Here is an 8,313-nt window from a genome sequence, read left to right on the forward strand (position 1 = left end):
GCCGGGCATGTCCACCGCAATCGGCCCCGGGAGGTCAAAGGGATCCAAGATTTGACCATGGCCCCCGGGCCCCCGCAGCCCTCAGAACAGCCCCTCCTGCGCGTCGGGAGCGCCCGGCAGGACGGCCGGGATCCCGGCCACGGGCACCTCGGCGGCCCCGCCCTCCCCAGGGGCCGTCAGCTCCCATCCCGCCAGCAGCCGGGTGTCGACGACCAGCCCGTCGGCGAAGTGCAGATCGGGGCCGGCCGCGGCGACGAGTCGCCCGGCGACGGTCCCGCCGGCCACCATTTCGGTGATCACCCGATCGGGAAGGGGAAGCCCCTCGAGCCCGAACGCCTCCACGTGGTCCCGGACCTCACATTCCAGCCGCTCCAGCGACTCCGGCCACCCCTCCAGCCCGGCTGCCCGCGCATGCAGCCCGGCGACCTCCGCCGCCCGTTCGGGTCCCGGCGGCAGGTGGCCCCGAGCCGCCCGCTTGCGGGTGTAGGCGATCCGGTCGGGCACCCCGAGCGCGGCCCGCAGCAGCTCCTCCGTACGCCGCGTCGCCATCAGCGGCCCGCGCCCCAGCCAGGCCCAGGTCACCGCGCCCTGCTCCAGCAGCCGGGCCGACCCGCGCTCCTCGGCGGTGATGCCGACCTTGACCAGGCCCGGCCCGAACCAGGCGAGGTACACCCGGTAGGTCCGCGGATCGGCCGCGTTGGTGTCCGCCGCCACGGAGAAGGAGCGGTCCAGACGGGCGCACTCCGGACACTGGGCGTTCCCGCTCCGGCCGGGCACGGTCCGCCCCGTCGGGCACGGTGTCCGCCGCCCGGCGCGCCGGACGCCGAGACAGCGGCGCTCGCCGCGCCCGGCGAAGGCGAGCTGCTGCCCGTACGCGAGGGCGCTGCTCCGCTCCCCCCGGCCCGGTCCCAACCCGTACCAGCCGATGGCGGGCCGGCCGTCGTTCCACCGGATGCCGGTGCACCACCAGGACACGGCCGGCTACCGGGCGACGAACTGCGTCAGGATCGCCTGGACCTCGTAGATGTCGACTCCCTTGGTGAAGGTCTTGGCTATCGGCTCGGAACTGCCGGAGAGCCATATCTTCAGCTCCGCGTCCAGGTCGAAATGGCCCGCGGTCTCCACCGAGAAGTGCGTGATGCTCCGGTAGGGGATCGAGTGGTACTCCACCTTCTTCCCCGTGAGCCCCTGCTTGTCGATGAGCACGAGCCGCCGGTCGGTGAACAGGATCGTGTCGCGGATCAGCAGGTACGCGGCGTGCACTTGCTCCCCCTGCCCCAGCAGTCGCGCGTACTCGCGGTGCGCCGAAGCCGGATCCACTGCGTGCGCATTGCCGAACAGTCCCATGAGGGTCCCCCTGCCTTCCCGGTGAATCGATCTCGCTCGAGACCGCGGCCTCGATCCACAAGAACCGTATCGGGGCCCTATGTCACCCGGCGTCCCCCGCCGGAGCCATCTCCCCCCGTGGCTCCCCGGAGCCAGCCCTCCTCCCTGAGGAGGACGGAGTGCGCCGCGAGAGGGAACGGCCGACAGGCCGGCGAGACCAAGGGGGCAACGCAAGAGGCCCCCCGGTGAACCGGGGGGCCTCTTGGGCTGTGCACTCGGCAGGATTCGAACCTGCAACCTTCTGATCCGTAGTCAGATGCTCTATCCGTTAAGCTACGAGTGCTTGGCTGGCTGGGGTTTTGCGCCCCGTTGGCCTTGCGAGAACAACAATACATGGACCTCGCCGGGACGCGAAATCCATTAGCCCCACCCGCCCCGACCTGCGGAAACAGCTTGGAAGAAGATCATCCGCTTGGCTCAGTGGCGCGTCTGCCCGGGGCCGGAAAGCACCGAAGCCCCGGTCCGCAAGGACCGGGGCTTCGTGAAGTGCGGAGGCGGAGGGATTTGAACCCTCGATGGGGGGTAAGCCCCAAACCGCATTAGCAGTGCGGCGCCATAGACCGGACTAGGCGACGCCTCCAGCACACCCACGCGTACGAAGGTGCGTGCAGATGATGACACAGGCCAGGGGCCCGTCACCAATCCGCTCCCACGGTACAAGGAGCGTGGGCCGCAGGGCAAAGCCTTAAGCCCCGATTCCGCGCGGAACGTCGAAGCCCGGCCGTCGTTGGTCAGCCGTACGACGCACGGACGACCTGGAGTGCCCCATGCTGCGTCTCGCCGCTTTCGCCGTCACCTCCGCCCTGACCGCCGCGGCGGCGGGCCCCCTGCCCCCGCTGCCGGCCCTGGGTCGGCTGCTGGCTGCCCCCGACCGGCTCACCGTCGCCGTCTCCGCCACCGGCAACCCGCGTGCGGACGGCCAGTACCGGCTGGAGTGCAACCCGGCCGCCGGCACCCATCCCCAGGCCGAAGAGGCCTGCGCCCGTCTCGAAGCCCTCGCGCGCGAGGGAAAGGATCCCTTCGCCGACCCCCGGGAGGAGCTGTGCAGCATGGTCTACGGCGGCCGGGCCACCGCCCGGATCACCGGAACCTGGCACGGCCGCAGGGTGGATTCCGAGTTCCGCAGGACGAACGGATGCGAGATCAACCGCTGGAACGAGTTGGAACCTGTGCTTCCGCGTGGGCGTGCCTGACCTGGGAGGATGCGGCGGTCGAGCGGTATCCGCGGCACATCCGCCCTCTCGCCGGGAGCCGGTGCCCTTAGACTCCTCCCGTGACATGCCGGTAGTTGTGGTCAGGGAGGAAGCTCGTCGTGAGCAGCAGGCCATCCCGAGGCGCTGCTCGCCTCGCAGCAATACTCGACGCCCTTCCGGACGCGCTGTTGCTCGTCAACGCCAACGGCACGGTCGTCAACGCGAATTCGATCGCCCTCGAGGTCATGGAGAGTCCCGGCACGGGGCTCGTCGGCCGGGGCGTCCTCGACCTCCTGCCCGAATTCGACTCCAAGCTGATCCCCGGCTCCATGCGCCGGCCCGGCGAGGACGAGGGCGGCCGCGCCCGCCCGAAGCGGATGGTCGCCCGCCGCACCGACGGCAGCGAGTTCCCCGTGGAGGTGACCGCGGCCCATCTCGACGGCCGCGACGCCTACCGCGAGCCGCAGCCCTCGTACACCGGTGACGAGCTGCTCATGCTCGTCGTACGGGACCTCTCGCAGACGGTGGACACCGAAGCCGAGCTGGCCCGCTCCCAGCGCCAGACCGAGATGATCCTGCGGGCCGCCGCCGAGGGCGTCGTCGGCACGGACACCGACGGACGGGTCGTCCTGGTCAATCCGGCCGCCGCCCAGATCCTCGGCTACCGCGCCACCGACCTCGGCAACCGCGAGCTGCACGGGCTGGTCCAGCACTCGCGCGCCGACGGCTCGCCCTTCCCCTTCGAGGAATCCCCGCTCGCCGACACCCTGCGCAGCGGGCGCAAGCACCGGGTACGCGGCCAGGTGCTGTGGAACAAAGCCGGGCAGCCGGTCGCCGTCGACCTCACCACCTCACCCGTACGGGACGGCGAGCAGCTCGTCGGCGCCGTCGTGACCTTCACCGACCGGCGCTCCTACGACGCGCTGGCCGCGCGCCACGCCCAGTTGCTCGCCGTCCTCGGCGACTCCCTGCGCGGTCCGCTGGAGGAACTGCGCGGCGAGCTGGCCACCCTGGCCGCCGACGACGCGGGACAGCTGTGGCCCGAGGCCAACCAGCTGCTGCACCACCTGGCCGCCGGCTACTCCCGGATGACCACGCTGGTCGACAACGTGCTCGGCTTCCAGCGCCTCGACGGGGGCGCCGACAAGCTCGCCAAGAAGAAGGTGCTGATCGACGGGGTCGTCGCGGCCGGCGTCGACGGAGCGGTCGAGCTGATCGGCCCGGGGCGGGCTCAGTTCGCGGTGCACGCCCCGACCATCGAGGCCGAGGTGGACGCGGAGCGGATCGCGACCGCCCTCGCGCACCTGATCGCGGACGTCGCCGGCGTGGATGCCACCGGCAAGACCCCCCAGGGCAGCGGCTACATGGACTCGACGATCGTCGTGGCCGCCGCGCAGCGCGGGGAGGTCGTACGGATCGAGGTGCGCGGGCCGTACGAGGGCGGGAACCCCGTGCACGAGCCGATCGTGCGGGGCATCGTGGCCGCGCACGGCGGTGTGCTGCAGACCGTGGAGGTACCGGGCGCGCCCGGCGGGGCGTACGTGCTGGAGCTGCCGCTGGGTGCGGGAGCCGGGACGGTCACCCTGCCCGAGCCGGTCGAGCCTCCCGCGGAGGAGCCGGGAACCGAAGGCGGTCCCGCCAAGGTGTCCGGCGGCCGCCGGGCCCGGCGCGGCGTGGACTCCTTCCTCGACGATTCCGACACCGACGCCCTTTCAGGCCCGGGTACGAAGACCGGTGAGGGCGCGGCCGACGGCGCCGACGACGCCCACCGGGCCCCCGTCGGCGGAGGGGCGCTCGCGCTGCCGTCCGGGCGGCGCCGGGGCGGCGAGGCCCGGCCCGAGGTCCGCCCGGGGGACGGCGCTCCCGCGGAGCTCGCGCAGTCCCCGGTGAACCCGGCGGGTCTGGGCGTCGCCGGCCCGGGTACCACGGGCAACACCGGCACCGGGCGCCGCCGCGGCCAGAACGGCGACGGCGGCAACGGCGAGGGCAGCGGCAACAGCAACGGCCGCACCAACGGCAACGACGCGAACGACGGCGCCGCCGCACGGCCCGTGCCCCCGCAGGGCACTGCCATGCCCGCCCTCCCGCCCATGCCGACGGGTCCCCTGCCCGCGCCCCCGGTCCCCCTGGCCCCCGTCCCGCTCACCGAGCACCCCGCCGGACGACGGCGCGCGCTGGGCGCGGCGGGTCCGGCGCCCGCGGGCGGTCCGGTGCGGCCCGGCGGTCCGGTGCCGGCGGCCGGGCTCACGGCCCCCGCCGCGCCGCGGCCCATCGCCCCCGAGGGCGGCTTCGCGCTGCCCGCCGGACCGGCCCCCGCCCCGGGCCCGCAGCCTCCGCAGTCGCCCTCCGCGGCCGGATCCGCCCCCACTTCCGCCGAGGACGACGCCGAAGCCCCGGGCGGACGGCGCGGGCGCCGGGTGCTGGGCGCACCCCCTGCCGAACCCGAGGCACCCGCCGGGCAGGCGGACGCGGGCGGGCAGGGCTCCGTAGACCCGCAGACCCATCCGACCGGACGGCGGCGCGGACTGCCCGCCACCCCCGCCTGGCCGGTTCCCGCGGCCCGTAACGCCCCCGAGGACGAGGCCGCCGCCGGGCAGATCGCCGTGCCCGGGGCCCGGCGGCCGCAGGACGGGCCGGCGGAGACCGCCGACGCGCCGATCAGCGTCCGCGCACTGGGCACCCTCGGCCAGGGCAGCTCGACCGACACCAACGGCTCCGGCCGCCGTCGGCGCCTCGCGGAGCCCGCGCCCCAGGGCCGCGCCTTCGCCATAGGGGCGCCCGAGGCGGGCTCCGACGAGGGCCCGGAGCCGCTGGACGGCCCCGGAGGCGCCGTCGAGGTGGTCAACCGGCCCGTGCCCCGCCCCGTGGACGACGAGCTTCCGCCCGAGCCGCTGGACAACCCGCGCAGGCTCCTGGTGTGGCCCGCGCCCGACGTGCAGACGCAGACGGCGCTCAGCGACCGCGGCTACCGCCCGGTGATCGTCCACTCCCGCGAGGAGGTCGACGCGCAGATCGCCGCGTTCCCCGCCGCGCTGTTCGTGGACCCGCTGACCGGACCGATCACCCGGACCGCCCTGCAGTCGCTGCGCCAGGCCGCCGTGGCCGCCGAAGTCCCCGTCCTGGTCACGGCCGGACTGGGGACCGCCACGCGCGAAGCCGCGTACGGCGCCGATCCGGCCGTCCTGCTCAAGGCGCTCGCGCCGCGCGACAGCGAGCAGCACCCCTCCCGGGTCCTGCTGATCGAGGAGCACGACGAGATCGCGACCGCGCTGACCGCCGCCCTGGAGCGGCGCGGCATGCAGGTCGCGCGCGCCGACGCGGACACGGACGCCGTGGAGCTGGCCTCGCGGATGCGGCCCAACCTGGTGGTGATGGACCTGATGCAGGTGCGCCGCCGCCGGGCCGGGATCGTGGACTGGCTGCGCGCCAACGGGCAGCTGAACCACACCCCGCTCGTGGTCTACACGGCCACCGGGATCGATCCGGCCGAACTGCCGCGGCTGGCCTCGGGCGAGAGCGTGCTCTTCCTCGCCGAGCGCTCCACCACGGCGGACGTCCAGGGCCGCATCGTGGACCTGCTCGCCAAGATCGGAACCAACTAGTTCATCCTGGCCGCATGGCCATCACCGACACGAGCGAGCAGACCGTCCCCGCAGACAACGGGGAGGTCAGCCTGCTCATCGCCCGACAGGTGGACGCGGGTCACGAGGAGAACTTCGAGGCCTGGGCCCACGGCATCCTGGAGACCGCCTCGGCGTTCCCGGACCACCTCGGGTACGGCCTGTTCCGCCCGGCCGTGCCCGGCGGGCCGTGGTTCCTGGTGCACCGCTTCCGGAACCAGGCGGCCTTCCAGCGGTGGCAGGACTCGGCGGAGCGCGCCGCCTGGTTCTCCAACTGCCTCGGGCACCACCACACCGAGATAGCCCGGCGCGAACTGCACGGCATGGAGACCTGGTTCGCGAAACCGGGTACGGCCCGGCCCGCGCCGCCGCGCTGGAAGATGGCGGTCAGCTCGGGGCTGGCCATCTTCCCGATCTCGCTCGCGGGCAACGCGCTGCTCGGGCCGTACCTGGTGAACCTGCACTTCGTCCTGCGGACGGCGGCCTTCGCCGTCGTCTTCAGCACCCTGATGACCTACGTGGCCATGCCCGCGGTCAGCAGGCTGCTGCGGCCGTGGCTCACCCGGGGTCAGTAGCCCCGGCGGGACTCAGTCGAGCCTGGTGACGTCGAGGGCGCCCTCCGCGTACTGCTTGCGGATCACCTTCTTGTCGAACTTGCCCACGCTCGTCTTCGGTACCGACTCGACGATCGCCCAGCGCTCCGGCAGCTGCCACTTCGCGATCGACCCCCCGAGGAAGGCGCGCAGATCCGCGTAGTCCGCGGTGGCGCCCTCCTTCAGGACGACGGTGGCCAGCGGCCGCTCGCCCCACTTGTCGTCGGGCACGGCGACGACCGCCGCCTCGGCCACCTCCGGGTGCGCCATCAGCGCGTTCTCCAGCTCCACGCTGGAGATCCACTCGCCACCGGACTTGATGACGTCCTTGGCCCGGTCGGTGAGGGTGAGGTAGCCGTCGGGGCTGATGACGCCGACGTCGCCCGTCTTGAGCCAGCCGTCCGCGCTGAACTTGTCCTCGGGGCGTACCGGTTCTCCGGCCACGCCGCCGTAGTAGGAGCCGGCGATCCAAGTGCCGCGGACCTCCAGCTCGCCCGCCGCCTCTCCGTCCCAGGGCAGGTGGTCGCCGCCGGGACCCACCAGACGGGCCTCGACGCCCGCCGGGAAGCGGCCCTGGGTGAGCCGGTAGGGCCACTCCTCCTCGGCGCTCAGACCGGCCGGCGGGTGCGCCATGGTGCCGAGCGGCGAGGTCTCGGTCATGCCCCACGCGTGGCAGACGCGGACGCCGAGCTTGTCGTAGGCCTCCATCAGGGAGGGCGGACAGGCCGAGCCGCCGATGGTGACCTGCTTCATCGAGCTGAGGTCGCGCGGGTTGGCGGTGACCTCGGCCAGAAGTCCCTGCCAAATGGTCGGGACGGCGGCCGCGTGCGAGGGCTTCTCCCGCTCGATCATCTCGGCGAGCGGGGCTGGCTGCAGGAAGCGGTCCGGCATCAGCATGTTGATGCCGGTCATGAAGGTGGCGTGCGGCAGGCCCCAGGCGTTGACGTGGAACTGCGGGACCACGACGAGGGAGGTGTCGCGGTCGGTCAGGCCCATGGACTCGGTCATGTTGACCTGCATCGAGTGCAGGTAGATCGAGCGATGGGAGTAGACGACGCCCTTGGGGTCCCCGGTGGTACCGGAGGTGTAGCACATGGCCGCGGCCTGGCGTTCGTCCAGCTCGGGCCAGTCGTAGGTGTCGGGGCGGCCGGTGAGGAGCTCCTCGTACTCGTGCACGCGCACGTCGAGGCCGGCCAGCGCGGAGCGGTCGCCGGCGCCCGCGACGACCACGTGCTCGATGGTCGGCAGGTGCGGCAGGAGCGGCACGAGCAGCGGCAGCAGGCTGCCGTTGACCAGGACGACCCGGTCGGCGGCGTGGTTGACGATGAAGACCAGCTGCTCGGGAGGAAGCCGCAGGTTCAGCGTGTGCAGGACCGACCCCATGGAGGGGATCGCGAAGTACGCCTCCACGTGCTCGGCGTTGTTCCACATCAATGTCGCCAAAACACTTCCGGGCTCGACGCCCAGTTCATCACGTAGAGCGTTGGCGAGCCGCGCAGCGCGGTTACCGATCTCGGCGAA

6 protein-coding genes and 2 tRNA genes are annotated in these 8,313 nt (G+C 73.1%); 3 read left to right on the forward strand and 5 right to left on the reverse strand.

Going from position 1 to position 8,313, the window contains the following annotated elements; genetic code table 11:
* Positions 1-81: 81 nt before the first annotated feature.
* The 4 genes from ABZY44_RS09995 to ABZY44_RS10010 all read right to left on the reverse strand — a co-directional run bounded on the left by ABZY44_RS09995 (position 82) and on the right by ABZY44_RS10010 (position 1,966).
* Positions 82-975: a DUF2797 domain-containing protein gene (locus tag ABZY44_RS09995; RefSeq protein ID WP_356651818.1), complete on the reverse strand. Its 894-nt coding sequence runs from the start codon at positions 973-975 to the stop codon at positions 82-84.
* A 6-nt stretch (positions 976-981) separates the two neighbouring features.
* Positions 982-1,347 carry a PH domain-containing protein gene (locus tag ABZY44_RS10000; RefSeq protein WP_356651820.1) on the reverse strand — a complete coding sequence of 122 codons (366 nt, stop codon included), beginning with the start codon at positions 1,345-1,347 and terminating at the stop codon, positions 982-984.
* 249 nt (positions 1,348-1,596) lie between these two features.
* Positions 1,597-1,669 (reverse strand) — tRNA-Arg (locus ABZY44_RS10005).
* 206 nt (positions 1,670-1,875) lie between these two features.
* Positions 1,876-1,966, reverse strand: a tRNA-Ser gene (locus ABZY44_RS10010).
* Positions 1,967-2,153: 187 nt separating this feature from the next.
* On the opposite strand from ABZY44_RS10010, the gene ABZY44_RS10015 reads away from it, so the two are divergent.
* The 3 genes from ABZY44_RS10015 to ABZY44_RS10025 all read left to right on the forward strand — a co-directional run bounded on the left by ABZY44_RS10015 (position 2,154) and on the right by ABZY44_RS10025 (position 6,774).
* On the forward strand, positions 2,154-2,579 hold the full coding sequence (locus ABZY44_RS10015; RefSeq protein ID WP_356651822.1) for an SSI family serine proteinase inhibitor: 426 nt from the start codon (positions 2,154-2,156) through the stop codon (positions 2,577-2,579).
* Between the two features lie 119 nt (positions 2,580-2,698).
* The gene (locus ABZY44_RS10020; protein ID WP_356651824.1) at positions 2,699-6,181 is read left to right on the forward strand and encodes a PAS domain-containing protein; all 3,483 of its coding nucleotides are present in this window, start codon (positions 2,699-2,701) and stop codon (positions 6,179-6,181) included.
* Between the two features lie 14 nt (positions 6,182-6,195).
* The gene (locus ABZY44_RS10025; RefSeq protein ID WP_356651825.1) at positions 6,196-6,774 is read left to right on the forward strand and encodes an antibiotic biosynthesis monooxygenase; all 579 of its coding nucleotides are present in this window, start codon (positions 6,196-6,198) and stop codon (positions 6,772-6,774) included.
* 12 nt (positions 6,775-6,786) lie between these two features.
* Here the strand turns inward: ABZY44_RS10025 and ABZY44_RS10030 are convergent.
* Positions 6,787-8,313: long-chain fatty acid--CoA ligase (locus tag ABZY44_RS10030; RefSeq protein WP_356651827.1), on the reverse strand; the 1,527-nt coding region annotated here is incomplete at its 5' end.

Source organism: Streptomyces sp. NPDC006544 (assembly GCF_040611715.1).
Taxonomy (GTDB): Bacteria; Actinomycetota; Actinomycetes; order Streptomycetales; family Streptomycetaceae; genus Streptomyces.